The sequence below is a fragment of the Mycolicibacterium aromaticivorans JS19b1 = JCM 16368 genome, assembly GCF_000559085.1.
GTDB classification, from domain to species: Bacteria; Actinomycetota; Actinomycetes; order Mycobacteriales; family Mycobacteriaceae; genus Mycobacterium; species Mycobacterium aromaticivorans.
In genome coordinates this window covers 5,082,245-5,098,732 of the sequence record NZ_JALN02000001.1, presented here as the reverse complement: position 1 = coordinate 5,098,732, position 16,488 = coordinate 5,082,245, and the positions used below count along the sequence as shown (strand labels likewise).

Below are 16,488 nucleotides of genomic sequence, written 5' to 3'. Positions count from 1 at the left end.
TTACGGCCAACCGAGCAAGATGGCACACATGACTGCTTCGTCGCTGGCCGAACTCGCCCATCGGTTCGGTGTGGCCACCGAGTACTACGACTGGACCGGGCGGTCCGTGCCGGTCGAGGAGGACACCCTGGTGGCGGTGCTGGCCGCGCTCGGTGTCGAGGCCCGCACCGAAGAGGGCCGCGCCGCAGCGCTTTCGGCCGACAACACCCGGTATTGGTCCCGGTCACTGCCGCCGACGGTGATCGGGCGCGCCGACAGCGAGACCTCGTTCTGGGCGCACGTCACCCACGGCGACCCGGCGCACGTCTGGGTTCGACTTGAGGACGGCACGGTGCGCACCGGGGTGCGCCAAGCCGACAACTTCACCCCGCCGCACGACGTGGACGGCAGGCTGGTTGGTGAGGCGACGTTCGTGCTTCCCGCCGATCTGCCGCTCGGCTACCACAGCGTTCATCTCAGCTCGGGTGGTCAGGAGTTCAGTACGCCGCTGATCATCACCCCGGCCTGGCTTGGGCTGCCGGAACGGCTCGGCGCGCGGAGAGCGTGGGGCCTGGCCACCCAGATCTATAGTGTGCGCTCCGAAAACTCCTGGGGCGTAGGCGATCTTGGTGACCTCACCGATCTGGCTGTGTGGGCCGGGGCGCGCCACGGGGCCGGTTACATACTGGTCAATCCACTGCAGGCGGCCGCACCGACCCGGCCGATGGAGCCCTCCCCCTACCTGCCGACGTCACGGCGGTTCAGCAATCCGATCTACCTGCGCGTCGAGTCCGTTCCCGAGTTCGCTCAGCTGCCCAAGCGCGGGCGGGTGTGGAAGCTGCGGGCCGCGGTTCAGGCCCGGTCACGCAAGATCGACGCCATCGACCGCGACTCGGCGTGGGCTGCGAAACGTACTGCGCTGAAAGCGATTTACCGGGTTCCTCGGTCGGCGGGCCGCGAGCTGGCCTTCGAGGCATTCAAGCAGCGGGAAGGCCAGGCTCTCGACGACTTCGCCACCTGGTCGGCGCTGGCCGAGAAGTACGGCGGCAACTGGCGGAAGTGGCCGAAAGGGCTGCGACATCCGGGCAGCCCCGACGTGGCCGAGTTTGTCCACCGGCACGGCTCGGCGGTGGACTTCCACCGCTGGCTGCAGTGGCAGCTCGACGATCAGCTGGCCGTCGCGCAGTCCCAGGCCGTCCGCACCGGGATGGCGCTGGGAATCATGCACGACCTGGCCGTCGGCGTTCATCCCGACGGCGCGGACGCCTGGGCATTGCAGAACGTGTTGGCCACCGGGGTCGCCGCCGGGGCCCCGCCCGACGAGTTCAACCAGCTGGGCCAGAACTGGTCACAACCACCTTGGCGGCCCGACCAGCTCGAAGAGCTTGGCTACCAACCTTTTCGGGACCTGATCGCGGCGATCCTCCGGCACGCCGGCGGGGTGCGCATCGATCACATCATCGGACTGTTCCGGCTGTGGTGGATCCCGTCCGGCGCCGCGCCGACGAAGGGCACCTATGTGCGCTACAACCACGACGCGATGATCGGGATCGTCGCGCTCGAAGCGCACCGGGCCGGAGCCGTCGTCGTCGGCGAGGATCTGGGCACGGTGGAACCGTGGGTGCGTGACTACCTGAGGGCTCGCGGCCTGCTGGGCACGTCGATCCTGTGGTTCGAACTGGACCGCGACTCCGGCGGCGGCCCGCTGCCTGCCGAGCACTGGCGAGAGTTGTGCTTGTCCTCGGTGACCACGCACGACCTGCCGCCGACGGCCGGTTATCTCGCCGGTGAGCACGTGCGGCTGCGTGACGAGCTCGGTCTGCTCACCCGCCCGGCGGCCGAAGAGCTCGCCGACGACCGCGCCGACCAGTCGGCCTGGCTGGCCGAGCTTCGCCGGGTCGGCCTCCTGGGCGACGACGCCGACGAGGAGCAGGTGATCCTGGCGTTGTACCGGTATCTGGCCCGGACCCCCTCGCGGCTGCTCGCGCTGGCGTTGACCGACGCGGTGGGCGACCGGCGCACCCAGAATCAGCCAGGCACCACCGACGAGTACCCGAACTGGCGCGTCCCGCTGACCGGGCCCGACGGTTCGCCGCTGCTGCTCGAGGATGTGCTGACCGACCCGCGGGCGCAGGCGCTGGCGGCGGTGATGCAGTCCGCGACCGCGCCACACCCGGAGTAGCGGTGCCGAAATACAGCGCCGGTGTGCTGCTGCACCGACATGTCGACGGCGTCGCGGAGGTTCTCATCGGCCATCCCGGTGGTCCGTTCTGGGCACGCAAGGATGACGGCGCGTGGTCGATTCCCAAGGGCGAGTACGACCCCGATACCGACGACGCGTGGGACGCCGCACGGCGTGAGTTCGCCGAAGAGTTGGGATCCGATGTGCCGCAAGGCGTCCGGATCGAGTTCGATGCGGTCAAGCAGCCGAGCGGCAAGGTGCTGACCGTCTTCGCCGTCGAGGCCGACCTGGACGTGACCGGGGCACAGAGCAATACCTTCACCCTGGAATGGCCGAAGGGTTCGGGGCGAATGCAGGAGTTCCCCGAACTGGACCGGGTGGGGTGGTTCCCGGTGGCGCGGGCACGCCGCAAGTTACTCAAGGGCCATGTGGTGTTCCTGGACCGGCTGATGGCTCATCTGCCGGGACTGGACGAAGGTGACCCGGAGCCCGAGGGTTAGCCTCACGACGTGAAGTTCGCCGTCGTCGCTCCCATTGCCGCGGGGGTCACCGCGGACCCCGTGTGGATGACGGAGTTCGCCCGCCATCTCGAGGCGTGTGGCTTCGAGTCGATCATCATGGCCGAGCACACGGTGCTGGTGACGGAGTACACCAGCGTGTATCCGTACGACCCGTCAGGCCGGGTCGAGGTGGCCCCGGAGTGCCCGGTCCCCGACCCGCTGGAGATGCTGGCGTTCCTGGCCGGTCAAACCACGACGTTGGGTTTGGCCACCGGGGTGCTGGTGTTGCCCAACCATCATCCGGTGATGCTGGCCAAGCGGGCCGCCACCGTCGACATGCTGTCCGGCGGACGGCTGCGACTGTGCGTCGGGGTCGGTTGGTTGCGGGAGGAGATCGAAGCCTGCGGAGCAGGTTTCACCAGCCGGGGCCGTCGCGCGGACGAGCAGATCGAGGTGCTGCGGGAGCTGTGGGCAGACAATCCCGGTGGCGTGAGCCATCACGGCGAGTTCTATGACTTCGACCATGCGATGTCATACCCGAAACCGGTTGCAGCCGAGGGTATTCCGATTCATATCGGTGGACACAGCCGGTTGGCGGCACGGCGGGCCGGGCGTCTCGGTGACGGTTTCCAGCCACTCGGGGTCGGCGGCGCCGAGCTCGCGACGCTCATCGAGGTGATGCGACTGGCCGCAGAGGATGCCGGACGTGACCCGGCCTCCCTCGAGCTGTCGCTGGGCCATCTGGTGACCAAGGTCGACGCAGACCGGGCCGCGCGGTTGGCCGAGGTCGGGGCCGGCCGGCTGGTGCTAGGGATGCCTGCAGTCACCGAGATCGACGAGGCCAAAGACCTCCTGTCGGCCTGCGCGCAGCGGCTGGGATTGCGGCCGTGAGTCTTTCGGTCGCCGACCGCTCGGGCCTGTCGTGCGTGGTGCATCGGTACGCGGCGGCGGTCGACGACCGGGATGTCGAGACCGTGATCGGATTGTTCGCGGCGGACGGCGAATTGGTCCTGCCGGATCCGCCGGATGTGCTGACTCCGGCACGGTCGCACCGCGGTCCTGACGCCATTCGCGACGCGCTCGCCGCGGTGACCAGCGTCGGGCGGACACACCACAGCATCGACTCCGAGGTCTATGCGGCCGGCTCGAATTCCGCTGTCGCGCAGGGACGTATCGCGGCGACCGCGCACCACTTCAGTCGCCGCACCGACGGCATCACCGATCTGGTGTGGTACCTGCACTACGACGACGAGTACCAGCGCGCCGAGCCGGGTTGGGTGCTGACCCGGCGGGCCCTGACCATCGACGCGATCGAGACGCGGCCTGTCCGGCGTGTGCGCTGAGCACAATCCGCCGAACGTGGGCGTTGTCGGTGGTGCGCGGCCATTTCGCCGACGATAAGCCGCACGCTCGACGCTAACGCACCCCCGCCGCCGCCTCGGCCAGGGCGTCCGTTGCGGCCTTGCGGCGCATTTCGATGGCACCGCCGATCTGGCGGGCCAGCCGCGGATTGTTCTGCACCACCCGGTTCATCGCGTCGCGGCCCACAGCGACGATCGTGGTGTCAGCGAGCGCGACCACGCCGGTGATCATCCGCTGGCGGGTCAGCGACGTTCCGCCGATGTAGTCGCCCACTCCCAGACTGCCCAGCGGAAGTTCTCGGCCGTCATCGGCGTACACGATCATCCCGACCGACCCTGCGGTGATGAACCCGACTGTGTCCGGGACACTGTTGACCTGCTGGATGATCTCGCCCTCGGCGTAAAGCAGTTGGCGCGCCTGCCCCGCCATGGTGGCCACCGCATCGTCGTCCAGCCCCAGTGCGGCGGCCACCCGCGTAAGTGCGGCGCCCACGTATTTCTCGGCCAGCTCCGGATCGGGGCTGGCCTCGTCGAGGTGCAGTCCGGCCCGCTGTGCGGCATACCACGCGCGGTGTAGCAGAAGCGCTTTCGTGCGTCCCTCGTCGGCTGGTGAGGTGATCGGTACCGAGACTTTGTATTTGGCCTCCCCCAGCGACACCACCCTGGCGGGTGTATGGGCCAGCCGCGTCGGCAATCCGGTGGCCACCGCCAGCAGTGCCGATGCCACCGCGCCCGGTGGATCGTCGGGGCCGAACGCCAGCATGGCCGTCGCCTGATACGCCGCACCCTGCACCCGGCTGAGGTTGGTGAACGATCCGGTGGCCAGCATCGCATTCGGGACGATCTGGATGCCGTTGCCGGTGTCGATGTGCGCCGCCCGCCAGTTCACTTCGACCACGCGGCCTTTCGCCGGAGCGGTGTCCAGCCAGTCGCCGATGCGGAACGGCTGCTCGAACAGCAGCAGCAATCCCGCGATGACAGGGCCGACTGCCGTCTGCACGGCAAGGCCGATCACGATCGACGTCACGCCCACCGCGGCGATCAGGCCGCCGATGTTGGCGCCCCACACCCAGGACAGCAGCAGACCGACGCCCAGGATGATCAGCACCAGCCGGCCCAGATCGATGAAGATCCCGGGTAGCCGCTCACGCCAGCTGCCGGCCCGCGCCTCACCGAAGAGCGCGGCGTTCGCACCCGACAGCAACAACAGCATGATCAGGAAGCCGAACACCGTCGCCGCCAACTTCGACCAGGTGGCGTGTACGTCGGCCTGTTCCAGCTGCGCCACAAGCAAGTACACCGCACAGGCCGGAAGGACCCAATTACGCAGCAGTGCAACGGGTCTAGCGTATGAGCTAGCCCGGCGGACCAGCGCCCCGTGCAACTCGTTCAGCAGTAGCAGTGCCAGCGGCAAGCCGATGATGACGCCGAGCGCCGGGCAGAACCAAGGTTGTGCGGTAAGCCCGCTCATGCCGGATGCCGCGTTCCGACGTCCAGGCGCCACACTGGCTCGTTGCCGTCGGCGCCGGACAGTGTGCCGGCATCGGAGAACGTGTAGATGCCCACCACCGCCTCATGCACCCGGTCGCTGACGAACACCCCGGCCGCCTTGGTCGATGCGTGCACCCGGTTCGCCAGGTCGACCGCCTCGCCCCACAGTGCATATATCTTGGACCGCTGGCCCACCAGGCCGCTGGTGACCGGTCCGCTGTCGATTCCGGCCCGGATCGCCAGCCGGGCGTCGTGCTGGTCGTTGAAGCGGTGCACGATCTCGGTGATCTCGCTCGCGAAGGCGATCGTCCGGCTGGCGTGGTCGACCCGAGGCACCACAAGACCGCAGGTGGCGAGCAGCCCGTTGTCCTGCATACTGCGAACCTGCTCGACGCCGTGTCGTTCGGCCGCTCCGTCGAACGCTTCGGCCAGCGAGTTGAGCATCGCGACCGATTCGGCGCTGGGCATCGACCGGGAGAATTCGTCGAACCCGAGCAGCTGGGCGTAGATCACCGACACATCGCGGTAGTGGGTGCTGATGTTCTCCTCGCCGTCTCGGTAGCGGCGCGCCACCGGCTCGGGCATCAGGCTGGCCAGCAGTTCGTCGTTCTCCTGGCGCTGCTCGTCGATGAGGTGTTGCTTGGTTTGCAGACTCACGCTCATATCGTTGAAAGCCGAAGCCAGTTCGCCGATCTCGTCTCGCGCCCCGACCGGAACATTGACGCCGAGTTCGCCGCCGGCCACCCGACGAACCGCGGTGGCCAGCCGTTTGATCGGCCGGGTGAGGATCCGGCTGAACAACAACGCCAGCAGCGAGACCGCGAGCACGATCGCCGCGGTCGACAGCGCGATGTTGCGCGCGAAGGTGTTCACCGGCGCCAGCGCTTCGGACTTGTCGATCTTGGCCACCAGCACCCAGTCGAGCCCCGGGATGGCCAATGGAGCGTAGGCGACCAGCGCCTCCGGACCGATGTAATCCCGGGCGGTGGTCACCCCGCTCTCACCGATCAGTGCCCGGTTGACGGCCATCTTGTCCACCGGTTGCAACAGCACGCTGCCTTTGACGTCGACTTGGCGCTTGGCCACGTCGTCGGGAGTTCCATCGGCGATGACCTCTTCGGCGTAATGCTTCGGGTCGGTCAGCAATTCGCGCGACACCGACCGCATCAGCTTGTCCGGTCCGGCGAGGTAGGTCTCGCCAGACTGCCCGAGACCGTCTTGAACCCAACGTCCCTGCCCGGTCATCACATCGTTGACCGAGTCGAGCGACATCTGCAGTGCCAGCACTCCGGCGATCGCGCCGTCGCGCCCGATCGGCGAGAGCACCCACTGCGTGGGCCTGCCGTAGGACGGGGCGTAGCGCTCGAAGTCACTGATGAACGTCTGATCGATCGACGTCGCCTGCAACGCCTTCCGATACGTCGTGCCCAACACCGTCGTGCTGTAGGGCCCAGTGGTCACGTTGGTCCCGAGGTCGACACCTTTGTATGCCGTGTAGACGACGTTGCCCTGGGTATCGAGGATCATCGCGTCCTCGAATTTGAAGCGTTGGGTCAAATCCGCGAAGAACGGTTGGTAGCGAGCGTTGACCGCCGACCAGGCGCTGGGATCGCCGGCCGAAAACCGATTCAGTGCCTTCTCGTAATCTCCTTGTGCCGGAACGGTGTACAGGGACTGAAGGTACGTCGCCGCATTACTGGTCGGCTGAAACAGCGAAGCGTCGACGGGCTGGCCTGTCCGTTGCGCAAGGGTCGGGCCGAACACCGTCGAGTAGTACGTGGCCACCGCGTGTTCGGCGCCCGGCGGCAGCGGCGTTGTCTGAAGTTCGGCGAACGCCTTGGCGAATTCATTGGCGGCCGCGATCGTCTGTGTTCCGTGGGTGACGATCGATGCCGCGTCACTGATGTCGCTGTAGAACGAGGTGATCTCACGCGCGCGGGATTCCCGAAGTTGGGTCAGCCGCTGGTACTCGGCATTTCGCAACGATGTCGTACCGGAGACGTAACCGATGGCACCCGCGATCACGACCGAGACGATGCTGACCGACAACAGCATCAGCAGCAGCTTCGATTGAAACCCCAGTGATCGCAGCCGCGAACTCCGCAAGCGCACAACCGATAATCGGACCACTTGTCGACCCCCGCTCGTCCCGCTGACCGAGCGGATGTTAACGCATCCGTCAGCGACGGGACGTCAGTTGCGGGACTGCAGCGCCTGCTGGCCGAAGGTACCGGTCGTTAGCGAGCCGTCCGGCAGCACCAGATCGCCGCTGTCGAGCCGGGAGCGCAGGTAGGCGAAGGTCTGCGCGGTCTGGGCGAACAGGTGCTCGCCGGCCACCAACGCCGGTCGCGACTCGTCGTCGGAAGTGACGAACTGCGGCAGCGGCTGGACCACGGTGTGGTAGTCGACGTTGAAGAACAGCGGGAACGAGTACCGCTCCTGCTTGACCTTGCGCACCCGATGCGACGTGGCCACGAAGGTGCCGTTGGTCCACAGTTCGAGCATGTCGCCGATGTTCACCACGAACGTCCCGGGAATCGGTGGCACGTCGATCCATTCCCCGGCGCCGTTGAGGACTTCGAGCCCGGGCGCCGTGGGCTTGAGCAGTGTGAAGCACTCGTAGTCGGTGTGCGCGCCGATGCCCTGGGCGTCTTCGGCATCCGGGTTGTGCGGATAGTAGATCAGCCGCAACTGGCTTGGCGTCTTGGTGGCGTGCCGGGTGAAGGTGTCCGGGTCCTCTTTGAGCGCGACGGCGAAGGCGGCCAACAGATCCTGCCCGACGCCCAGCACGGCCTGGTAGTACTCGGTGACCGTGTCGGCGAAGCCGGGAAGGTCGGGCCACACGTTGGGCCCGAGCATCGGGTTTGCCGCCAGGTGGTCGGGGTCGTCGGCGGGCAGGTCCAGTGCGGTGTCGAATGCTTCTTTGACATCAGGTTTGTCGCCGTAGAACCCCTCCTCGCCCACCGGCACATAACCGCGATGACAGTTCGACAGCCCGATGTAGGACTTCATCTTCTCCGTCAGCGGCAGGGCGAAGAACTGTTTGGTGGCCTGCAGTAGCCGATCGAAAAGATCGTCGCTGACCGGCGTCCCCGAGATGTAGAAGAAGCCGACGTCGCGTGCCGCTGCGCCGAGTTCGGCCGCGACGAGGTCACGGTCGGCGGGGTCGGCCGACCGCAACCCACTGATGTCGATGACGGGTACCGATTGGAATGATGTCGCCCCACTCACAGTGTCACGCTTCCTTCGCTTTCTTTGATGTCCCAGTCGATGTCGTCGTCGACTCGTACCTGTCCGGTATCGATCCGGAGGCGCAGCTGCGTCCCGACTCGGTGCGAATCGCTGGATTCGTCGATCCGCCAATCAGTTCCGCTGACGGACCCGAGCGAGATCTCCTGCAGGTTGGCCCAGCCGAACCGCTTCCCCACCCGCACCAGCACACCGGTCGTTCCCGGCCTTGACAGCACGAGTCCCCAACAGGCTTGTGTCGGGCCGGCTTGGCGCTGCCAGTGCTCGGTGTAGTCGGCGTGTACGCCGGTCTCCACGAGGGTGTCACCGACCCAGCTCATCCTCCCCGCATCGGGTAGGCCGGGTGGCTGCAGGTCGACCAGGCGGGCCCATTCGAAGACATCGTCGCGCCGGCTGAGCAGGCCTGCGAAACCCTCCCCCGGTCCGCGCAGGTCGACGAACATGGAGATGCCTTGCAGCCATTGCACATTCGTTCCGGTGTCGCGGGAGCCGTCGGCCTCGACCAGCAGCGTCCGTCGCCACAGCCCGGTGCAGTCGGCGATCATCGGGGTCGCGAGGGTCACAGCGACGCCTCCCATCTCGACTGCAGCTCCGCGAATCCCGATGCGGTGGGCCTGCCCAATGCCCGGACCCGGGCAATACCACCGTCGGGATAGGCCTGTACTCGAATGGCGGTGATCGCCGCGGCATCGACCACGAAGACCTGTCGCGCGTCGGCGACCACGCGCGTGCGGGGCAGCACCACCTCGTCGAACGGCAAAGCCCACCACGGTCGTCGGGCATCGGGCCGGTCACGGGTACCGAGCACGGACACTTCGCGGGATGCGTTGAACACGAAGTAGGAGGTGTCGATTTCGATGCGGTCCAGATCGCTGGGCGCCAGAAAGGAGATCGTCACCGCATCGTGGGTGTCGGGCCCGATGTCACGCCGGCGCCGGGCTTCCCAGCCTGATCCCATGTTCTGCGGCCGGTCCGCGGCGATGAGTGCCCGCGCATCGGAGTAGAACGTGTCGCTGCAGTGCTCGACGCACCCTCCGTTCTCGGCGCCGGACACCTCGACGGTCACCCCCGACCACAGCGCCGGATCGGGAACGGGATCGCCGTAGGCCCGCAGCCTGGCCACCCCGCCGTCGGAGGCGATCACCAATTTGAGGTGGGTGTAGCGGCGCGGGTCGTCAACGGCAATGGGGTTGTGTGCGTCGGCTTTCAGAGCCATCGGCGGCGACAGCAACCGCCAGTCCACCCGCGCATCGCATGGGTCGGTGCCGGCCGCCGGCGTCGCCGCGTACAGCGTGGCGCCGGTCGGATGGTTGCCGGTGAAGAATCGGGTGTCGACGTCGACGATGCGCAGCCGGCCCGGCACTCCGAGGCGGATGATCGCCCAGTCCGGCGCGGGCGCGTGCCTGCGGGTCTCCCAGCCGTCGACGACTTCACCGCGCAGGTCGAACGTGCCTGGAACGAAGTCTGGTTCGGCCGCGTCGATCAGCCGCTCTTTGACGCCGAACGACTCGTCGCTGGCCGCCACGACGCTGCCACCGACCGTACGGCAGGCCAGGTCCAGTCCGGTCATGTGGGTAACCCCTGCGATAGTGGCCAATGCGTGCGTGCGTTGTCCGGTCCGGCGGCATGTACGCCAGCCTTGCTGGTGGACAGGTTCAGGCCGACCAGCATCTGCGCCAGACCCACCGCGGCGGCAACACCGTCGACGGCGGGGACTCCCAGTTTCTCCGTGATCGCGGCGGTCACACCGGCCATTCCCGCGCAGCCCAGGCAGATCACGTCGGCGCCGTCCAGCGTCACGGCGCGTTCGGCTTCGGCAACGATCGCGGCGACCGCGCCGGCGGGGTCGGCGTCGACCTCGGCTGTCCCGAGGCCGCACGCCCGTACCGACGCACAGTGCGCCGCCAACCCGGCCAACAGCAGACGGTCCTCGATCGGGGCGATGGAGCGGGCCAGGGTGGTGACCACCGAGAACCGCCTGCCGATCAGATGCGCGACGTGGGCGGCCGACTCGGCTATATCGAGTACGGGGACGTCGAGCATCTCCTGCAGCGCATCTTTGCCGTGTTCACCGAAGCCGGCCAGCACCACGGCATCGGCGTCGAACGTTCCGGCGGCGAGCAGGGTGGCGACGACGTCCATCACCCCGACGGCGGAGAGGTAACTCTCCGCGGCGGAGTCGATCGCGACTGACCCGAAAACGGGCTGTACGGTCAGGATTTCGGTCTCGGGTGCGGCCGCCGCCCGGGCCGCGGCATCGATCTCCGCCGTCATCGTCTCCGAGGTGTTGGGGTTGAGCACCAGAATCTTCATGCCGACTCCCGCAGTCCGGCGACCAGCAGGTCGCCGCGGCTGTCCGGGCCGGCCACCCGTCCGGCCCGCCACATGTGCCGGACCGCACCGGTCAGCGAATGGCCCTCGTACGGGGTCACCGGATGACGGTGCCGCAGCTCGGCACCCCGGACCACCCACGCGGCGTCGGGGTCGAACACGCAGAAGTCGGCGCGCTTACCTTCGGCGATCACTCCCCGGTCGGTCAGCCCGGCCAGTTCGGCGGGCGCCTGCGCCATCCACCGGCACACATCGCGAATCTCGAATCCGAGCCGGCGAGCCTGGGTCCACAACGCTGGCAGTGCGATCTGCAACGAGCTGATCCCGCCGAAGGCACGGCCGAAGTCTCCGCCGGCGAGGTCCTTGTGGCGCGGGGCGCACGGCGAATGGTCGGAGACCACCATGTCCAGGGTTCCGTCGGCCAGCGCAGCCCACAGCAGGTCGCGATTGTCCCCACCCCGGATGGGTGGACAGGCCGCGAACACCGTCGCACCATCAGGAATGGCCTCCGCGGCAAAAGTCAGGTAGTGCGGGCATGTTTCGGCAGTGACGAGCAGCCCCGCCGCTTTGGCCTCGGCGATCATCGGTAACACCTCGGCGCTCGAGACGTGCACGATGTGGGCTCGGGCACCGGTGTCGGCGACGGCGTCGAGCACGATGCGCACCGCGTCCCGCTCGGCCGCGTCGGGCCGCGACCGCAGGAAATCGCCATAGGAGCGTCCCGCCGGGGCAGGGTAATCGGACAGCACCCGCTCGCTTTCGGCATGCACCAGCAGTACCGAATCCAGTTCGGCCACAACGGCCATCGCGGCCCGCAGCTGATCGGGGTCCAGGGGCGGAAAGTCGGCGTTGCCCGATTCGGACAGAAAGCATTTGAAGCCGAGCACTCCCGCGCCGGCCAGCTCACCGAACGACTCGAGGTTGTCCGGCACGATGCCGCCCCAGAAACCGGTGTCGACGTGGCATACGCCGTGCGCCGCGGAACGTTTGACCTCCAACGCCGCCACCGTGGTCGTCACCGGGTCACAGTCCAGCGGCATGTCCACGACCGTGGAGATGCCACCGGCCAACGCCGCCGCCGTCGCGGAGTCGAAGCCCTCCCAGTCGGTCCCCGGGTCGTCGATGTGCACATGAGTGTCCACCAGACCGGGCAGCACCACCACGTCGGTGCCGAGCACCGTCTCGGCGGCGCCGCCCAGGTGACTGTCGAGCTCGGCGACGACGCGGATCATGCCGCCCGCCAACCCGATCGCGGCGGGCCGGACCTCGCCGTCGATCACCGCGCGCGGCGCGCGAATGACGTGCTCGACGGCGGGCGCGGTCACAGTGGCGGCACCGGGCCGAACCGCTCCGCGAAGCGTTGGGTCAGCTCCGGCCAGACATGGGGGTCGTGGCCGGGCACCAGCTCGTACCCCTTGTCGGTGGCCAACCTCTTCAGCCTGCGGATCGGCTCGACGGTGTCAGCCGGGTCGACGTCGATGAACCCGCCGATCGGCAACTCGTGTTCGATGTTCTCGGTGAGGTCGGCGGCGTCGAACGCGAACACGAACCCGCCCCCTCCCACCAACTCGTCGAGATCGACGACGAAGCTCTGATGCCCCGGCGTGTGCCCGTAGGTGGGCACCGCGGTGATACCGGGCGCGATCTCGGCTTCGCCGTCGGCGAGTACCCAGTCGATGCGGGGATCGTCGAAGTCGATGCGGTTGATCGCGTTGTGTTCGGGCTCTGGATGGTTCGACAGTCCGTACTCCAGCTCGCGGCGCTGCGCGTGCACCGGGACCTTGCCGGCGAACAGCTTCACGCCGCCCGCGTGGTCGTGGTGCAGATGCGACAGCGCCACGAGGTGGATGTCGTCGACGTCGATCCCGATGTCGTGCAACGACTCCTCGATCGGCTCGCCGGGTCCTGGGAGTACCGGGATGTACTCGACGGTCGGGAAGAACCGCCGGTACAACGCCGGATCGCGGATCAGTGCGGTGTTGAACCCGGTGTCGAGCAACACCCAGCCGCCGTCGGTCTGCAGCAGCACCCCGGGCACCGGCTCACGCATCCGCAGCTCCGCTGGCGCCCCGTAGACCGAAACCGACTTGGGCAGCTCCTCCCACCCGAGGGTCAGCAGGACAATCCTCCGAACTTTCCCGTCTCCCAGGACCATTCGGCTCAGCCCACCGACAGCGCGGCCAACCGCAGCGTGTTCGGATCGGTCACCACGTGCGCTTGCTCGACCCCCTTGAGCCACGGCTGGGCCACCATGAAGTCGTTGACATTGGCGATGTTCAGCCAGCAACCGGTCTTCACCGCTTCCTCACCGGCGGTGGAGAAATCCGCGAGGTCACCGGTGGGCAGACCCTTGGCCAGCGCGTCGGTGATCGGCGGGGCCGAGCAGCCGAAGAAGTTCAGGCCGCCGTCGGCATCCCAGGAGATATGCCCCCAGGTGTAGGGCGACGGCGCGTCCGGCCAGCCGAGGTAGGTCATGATCTCCGGTGCCGCCTGACCGTCACCGCCGACCCACCCGTAGATCTCCGACGTCGGGTAGGCCTGCACCTTGGCGTTGAGTCCGGCCGCCGCCAGTTGGGTCTGAATCAGGTTGCTGATCAACTGGTTATCGGGGTTCGAGGAGTCGTAGCCGATGGTGACCGACTTCTGGTCGGCAGGCAGGCCCGCCGCCAGCGCGGTCAGCACGGACGGATCATGGGTGACCGATTGCTTGCCGTAGTCAGCGGCCATCATGTTCGCCGGGTAGATCTGGTCAGCCTTCTTGCCGCGGCCGAAGTAGGTCTGCTTGACCAATTCGTCGACGTCGATGGCCTGCATGACGGCGTTCCGATTCTTCGCGTCGGTCATCATCCCCTTCTTGGGATTGATGTAGACGAAGTTCGACATCATGGTCGGCAGTGAGTAATTCGTGAACGACTTGTTGTCCAGGTAGGACTGCACCGCCGAGGACGGCAGGTCGTGCAGGATCGCGGCGAGCTGGCCGTTGTTGAACTGCAGCTGCTGTGCCGAGACGTCGGTGATCACCGGCAGTTCGACCTTCTCGAAGTACGGCTTGGTGCCCCAGTAGTCGCCGAAAGCGGTCAGCTGGTACTTGGAGCCGACCTGGGCGTCGGTCAGCGTGTAGGGGCCGGTGCCCAGGTCGTGGGTGGTCAGATAACCCTGCGCGTGGTCGGTGCCGGCATTCTTCTGCAGGCCGTCAGGACTCATCATCCGCGGACCGTATGGGCAGGCCAGGTAGTCCAGGAATGCCGAGTTCGGCGCCTTGAGCGTGACGGTGACGTCGTAATCGCCTTGGGTGGTGACCGAATCGACGTCGGCGACCATGTACGCAGGTCCCTGGTTGACGGCCGCCCGCCGATCGAAGGATGCCTTGACAGCGGCCGAGGTGAACGGGGTGCCGTCGTGGAACTTCACCCCCTGGCGCAGTTTGAAGTTGAACACCTTGTTGTCCGGGGACGCCGTCCACTCGGTGGCCAGCAGCGGTTGGAGCTCCGCCTTGTCGGTGCCGCCCTTGTACTGCAGCAGACCCTCATAGGTGTTGGTGGTCAGCAGCAGGCCCTGGCCGGCGTAGTAGATGTCGGGGTCCGGCGGCTGGCCCGGATCCTGCAGGAATGACAGCTTCAGCACCTTGTCGGTGGGAGCCGCGTTCGGGGTGCTGCTGCCACCGGAATTCGAACCGCCACAAGCGGTCAGAGCCAGAGCTGCGGTCGCGCCGATCGCGAGCAGCGTAGTGAGTTTCTTCATCGGGCGGCTCCTTCGAGTACCGGGGTGGTGAGGGATGCAAAGGCGTCGAGGATCTCCTCGGTGGTCCGTGTCGCGCCGGTTTGCAGGTATTCCATGGCATCCAGTGCGGCATCGTGCCGGTAGACCGACGAGCCGCCCACACAGTCGGATACCACTCGCACGTGGAAGTCGCGCTGATGGGCATCGGCGAAGGTGTAGTGCACACACACGTCGGTCAGGCCGCCGATCAGGATCAGCGTGTCGGCCTTCAGCCCGGACAGCACGATCTCGAATTCGGTTCCGATGAAACCCGAGTAACGCCGCTTGACGATGTGGAACTCGTGATTGGCGCCGGTGAAGTCGGGTAACAGCTCGGGATGGAGCGGGGTGCCTGGCCTGCCGTCGATGCAGTGCGGTCCTTCGACACCGTCGAGTTCACGGCCGAAATCGATGCCGTTGGCGCGGTGCACTTCCTGGAAGAACACGATCGGTATGGTCGCGGCACGCGCGGCGGCGATCAGTTGCCGCGCCCGGGCGATTCGGTCGGCATAGCCGGCCATGTGCGGGATGCCCACCTCCTCGACGGGCATATCGCCGCTTTCCTGCATGTCGACGACGACCAAGACCGGATTGCCCACTATCAGTGGCTGTTTCGGCACCTATCCTCCTGTAACTGCGATGCGGGGGTCTGCGGCGGCCTGGAGAAGATCCACGACCGTGTTGATGAAGACATAGAGGGCGCCGAGCATCAGCGTGACGCCGGCGATCGCCGGGAAGTCGGCCACCGGAATGCTCTGGGCGATGTACTGGCCGATACCCGGCCAGCCGAACACCTGCTCGACGACCAGCACGCCGGCGAACATCAAGCCGACCTGCAGCCCGGTCATCGATAACGCCGAACCGACGCAGTTGCGCAGTACGTGACCGGCCACTATTCGGCTTTCCGACAAGCCTTTTGCGCGTGCGGTCCGCACATAGTCGCTGTCCATGTCGGTGAGCAGACTGGACCGCAGCACCCGACCGATGGCGACCGCCGGGCCCAACGCCAGCACCAGGGCAGGCAGAATCAGGTGGTGCAGGGCATCGGCGACGACGTCGAATCGTCCGCTGAGCAGTCCGTCGACGGTCAGCAATCCGGTGGGCCCGGTCGGCGGGTTGCTGATGCCGATGCGGCCGTTGGCCGGTACCCAGCCGAGCTTCTGGTAGAAGACGATCAGTCCGAGGATGCCGAGCAGGAACATCGGAGCCGACGAACCGGTGAACAGAATCGCCCGCAGCACAGCCGATCCCCGCCACTTCAGAGTGGTGCTGAACGCCAGCAGCACGGCCAGAACCAATGCGATGCCGATACCGTAGAGCGCCAGTTCCAGGGTGGCCGGGAAGAAGCTGCCGAGATCGGACGCGACGGCGTGCCGAGTCCGGTACGACGTGCCGAGGTCGCCCTGGACCGCGCCGGTGAGGTAGTGCCAGAACTGGGTGACGATCGGATCGTTGAGGCCGAGCGCTTGTCGGCGCGCGGCCACCGCTGAGGCCGACGCCTGTGCGCCCATCTGCGCCTTGACCGGATCCAGCGGCGAAATATGTTGCAGCACAAACATCACGGCGGTCAGTGCGACCAGGATCACCAGCGTCGCGGCCAGGCGGGAGGCGATGAACATTTTCACGTGTGGGCCTC

At 67.0% G+C, this 16,488-nt stretch carries 15 protein-coding genes; 4 read left to right on the top strand and 11 right to left on the bottom strand.

What is annotated here, in order from left to right; genetic code table 11:
• Positions 1-19: 19 nt before the first annotated feature.
• The 4 genes from malQ to Y900_RS24300 are packed head-to-tail and all read left to right on the top strand — an operon-like array spanning position 20 to position 4,004.
• The gene (gene malQ, locus Y900_RS24315) at positions 20-2,161 is read left to right on the top strand and encodes a 4-alpha-glucanotransferase (RefSeq protein ID WP_420329784.1); all 2,142 of its coding nucleotides are present in this window, start codon (positions 20-22) and stop codon (positions 2,159-2,161) included.
• Positions 2,162-2,163: 2 nt separating this feature from the next.
• A complete protein-coding gene (locus Y900_RS24310) occupies positions 2,164-2,661 on the top strand; it encodes an NUDIX hydrolase (protein WP_036344939.1) in 498 nt (165 codons plus the stop codon).
• A 9-nt stretch (positions 2,662-2,670) separates the two neighbouring features.
• Positions 2,671-3,552 (top strand): LLM class F420-dependent oxidoreductase, encoded by an 882-nt coding sequence (locus Y900_RS24305; protein ID WP_036344937.1) that lies wholly within the window; start codon positions 2,671-2,673, stop codon positions 3,550-3,552.
• Complete coding sequence (locus tag Y900_RS24300; protein ID WP_036344936.1) at positions 3,549-4,004, top strand: nuclear transport factor 2 family protein; 456 nt, start codon at positions 3,549-3,551, stop codon at positions 4,002-4,004. The genes Y900_RS24305 and Y900_RS24300 overlap by 4 nt, the downstream gene beginning before the upstream one ends.
• A gap of 73 nt (positions 4,005-4,077) precedes the next feature.
• Here the strand turns inward: Y900_RS24300 and Y900_RS24295 are convergent, their stop codons facing one another.
• The 11 genes from Y900_RS24295 to Y900_RS24245 all read right to left on the bottom strand — a co-directional run bounded on the left by Y900_RS24295 (position 4,078) and on the right by Y900_RS24245 (position 16,471).
• Complete coding sequence (locus Y900_RS24295; RefSeq protein WP_036344935.1) at positions 4,078-5,493, bottom strand: mechanosensitive ion channel family protein; 1,416 nt, start codon at positions 5,491-5,493, stop codon at positions 4,078-4,080.
• Positions 5,490-7,568 (bottom strand): adenylate/guanylate cyclase domain-containing protein, encoded by a 2,079-nt coding sequence (locus Y900_RS24290; protein ID WP_036347692.1) that lies wholly within the window; start codon positions 7,566-7,568, stop codon positions 5,490-5,492. The genes Y900_RS24295 and Y900_RS24290 overlap by 4 nt, the downstream gene beginning before the upstream one ends.
• A 138-nt stretch (positions 7,569-7,706) precedes the next feature.
• Positions 7,707-8,744: an isopenicillin N synthase family dioxygenase gene (locus Y900_RS24285; RefSeq protein WP_036344934.1), complete on the bottom strand. Its 1,038-nt coding sequence runs from the start codon at positions 8,742-8,744 to the stop codon at positions 7,707-7,709.
• Positions 8,741-9,325 carry a hypothetical protein gene (locus Y900_RS24280; RefSeq protein WP_237752636.1) on the bottom strand — a complete coding sequence of 195 codons (585 nt, stop codon included), beginning with the start codon at positions 9,323-9,325 and terminating at the stop codon, positions 8,741-8,743. Before Y900_RS24280 ends, Y900_RS24285 begins: the two co-directional genes overlap by 4 nt.
• Positions 9,322-10,332: an allantoicase gene (locus Y900_RS24275; RefSeq protein WP_036344933.1), complete on the bottom strand. Its 1,011-nt coding sequence runs from the start codon at positions 10,330-10,332 to the stop codon at positions 9,322-9,324. Before Y900_RS24275 ends, Y900_RS24280 begins: the two co-directional genes overlap by 4 nt.
• On the bottom strand, positions 10,329-11,075 hold the full coding sequence (locus Y900_RS24270; protein WP_036344931.1) for an aspartate/glutamate racemase family protein: 747 nt from the start codon (positions 11,073-11,075) through the stop codon (positions 10,329-10,331). The genes Y900_RS24275 and Y900_RS24270 overlap by 4 nt, the downstream gene beginning before the upstream one ends.
• Complete coding sequence (gene allB / locus Y900_RS24265) at positions 11,072-12,418, bottom strand: allantoinase AllB (RefSeq protein ID WP_036344930.1); 1,347 nt, start codon at positions 12,416-12,418, stop codon at positions 11,072-11,074. The genes Y900_RS24270 and allB overlap by 4 nt, the downstream gene beginning before the upstream one ends.
• Complete coding sequence (locus Y900_RS24260) at positions 12,415-13,248, bottom strand: N-acyl homoserine lactonase family protein (RefSeq protein WP_036344929.1); 834 nt, start codon at positions 13,246-13,248, stop codon at positions 12,415-12,417. The genes allB and Y900_RS24260 overlap by 4 nt, the downstream gene beginning before the upstream one ends.
• A gap of 5 nt (positions 13,249-13,253) precedes the next feature.
• Positions 13,254-14,834 carry an ABC transporter substrate-binding protein gene (locus Y900_RS24255; protein ID WP_036344927.1) on the bottom strand — a complete coding sequence of 527 codons (1,581 nt, stop codon included), beginning with the start codon at positions 14,832-14,834 and terminating at the stop codon, positions 13,254-13,256.
• The gene (locus Y900_RS24250; protein WP_036344926.1) at positions 14,831-15,472 is read right to left on the bottom strand and encodes a cysteine hydrolase family protein; all 642 of its coding nucleotides are present in this window, start codon (positions 15,470-15,472) and stop codon (positions 14,831-14,833) included. The genes Y900_RS24255 and Y900_RS24250 overlap by 4 nt, the downstream gene beginning before the upstream one ends.
• A complete protein-coding gene (locus Y900_RS24245; RefSeq protein ID WP_420329841.1) occupies positions 15,473-16,471 on the bottom strand; it encodes an ABC transporter permease in 999 nt (332 codons plus the stop codon).
• Positions 16,472-16,488: the final 17 nt, after the last annotated feature.

Excerpts from the sequence above, each read along its gene's own strand:
- Y900_RS24275 (WP_036344933.1), bottom strand. The coding sequence starts at position 10,332 with ATGACCGGACTGGACCTGGCCTGCCGTACGGTCGGTGGCAGCGTCGTG.
- Y900_RS24260 (WP_036344929.1), bottom strand. The coding sequence starts at position 13,248 with ATGGTCCTGGGAGACGGGAAAGTTCGGAGGATTGTCCTGCTGACCCTC.
- malQ (WP_420329784.1), top strand. The coding sequence starts at position 20 with ATGGCACACATGACTGCTTCGTCGCTGGCCGAACTCGCCCATCGGTTC.
- Y900_RS24290 (WP_036347692.1), bottom strand. The coding sequence starts at position 7,568 with ATGCTGTTGTCGGTCAGCATCGTCTCGGTCGTGATCGCGGGTGCCATC.
- Y900_RS24255 (WP_036344927.1), bottom strand. The coding sequence starts at position 14,834 with ATGAAGAAACTCACTACGCTGCTCGCGATCGGCGCGACCGCAGCTCTG.
- Y900_RS24295 (WP_036344935.1), bottom strand. The coding sequence starts at position 5,493 with ATGAGCGGGCTTACCGCACAACCTTGGTTCTGCCCGGCGCTCGGCGTC.
- Y900_RS24245 (WP_420329841.1), bottom strand. The coding sequence starts at position 16,471 with ATGTTCATCGCCTCCCGCCTGGCCGCGACGCTGGTGATCCTGGTCGCA.
- Y900_RS24270 (WP_036344931.1), bottom strand. The coding sequence starts at position 11,075 with ATGAAGATTCTGGTGCTCAACCCCAACACCTCGGAGACGATGACGGCG.